This is a genomic window from Agrobacterium sp. CCNWLW155 (assembly GCF_036888815.1).
Classification (GTDB): Bacteria; Pseudomonadota; Alphaproteobacteria; order Rhizobiales; family Rhizobiaceae; genus Agrobacterium; species Agrobacterium radiobacter.
The window spans coordinates 1-668 of the sequence record NZ_JBAKFW010000066.1 but is presented as its reverse complement, the minus strand read 5'-3'; the positions used below and the strand labels follow the sequence as shown (position 1 = coordinate 668).

At 59.0% G+C, this 668-nt stretch carries 1 protein-coding gene; it reads right to left on the bottom strand.

What is annotated here, in order from left to right:
• On the bottom strand, positions 1 to 668 hold a 668-nt coding region (locus tag V6S97_RS29135; RefSeq protein ID WP_334428454.1), incomplete at both ends, for a Tn3 family transposase.

Genomic DNA, 668 nt, shown 5'->3' with positions numbered 1-668 from the left:
CATTCGATCATGAAGAGCGACCTTTCGATACGGCCGAGTTCGCGGAGCGCCCTCGCGAGATGGCTTTGCTTCGGAGACGCGGACAGCTTCTTAAGGATCGTAGACGGCACCACGGACCGAGTCGTGATCGACGCCGCAAGATGGAGCAGGTCGTCCCAATGGTCGAGGATCAGATTGGCATTGATCGGCGCCCCGATGTGGTTCGACAGCGCCGGATATGCATCGCACTTGTCGAACGTGTGGAACTTCCGGTCTTTGAGATTACGCAGTCGTGGTGAGAACCGCTTTCCGATCAAGGCGAACAGCCCGAAGATATGATCACTGGCACCGCCCGTGTCGGTAAAGTGCTCCTGGATGTCGAGGACCGTGTCCTGATCTGACAGATGGCTATAAAACTTCGATCCGGGCTCGCTGCCGTAATGCAAGTTGATGTCGCCGCGCTTTGCAGCTCGATCGCTCGCACGGAAGAATTGGCCATCCGACGACGAGGTCGTGCCATCTCCCCAAAGGCGGGAATGCGGATGCCGGGTGCGCGCATCGGTGATACACGCTTGCGCTGCGCGGTAAGTCTCAGATCGAGCATGGAATGTGCGCATCCACCCAATCTGGTGAGCGCTGATCCCCTTGGATGCGCCCGCCATTCGCTTCGGGCCGAGGTTCGTCGCATC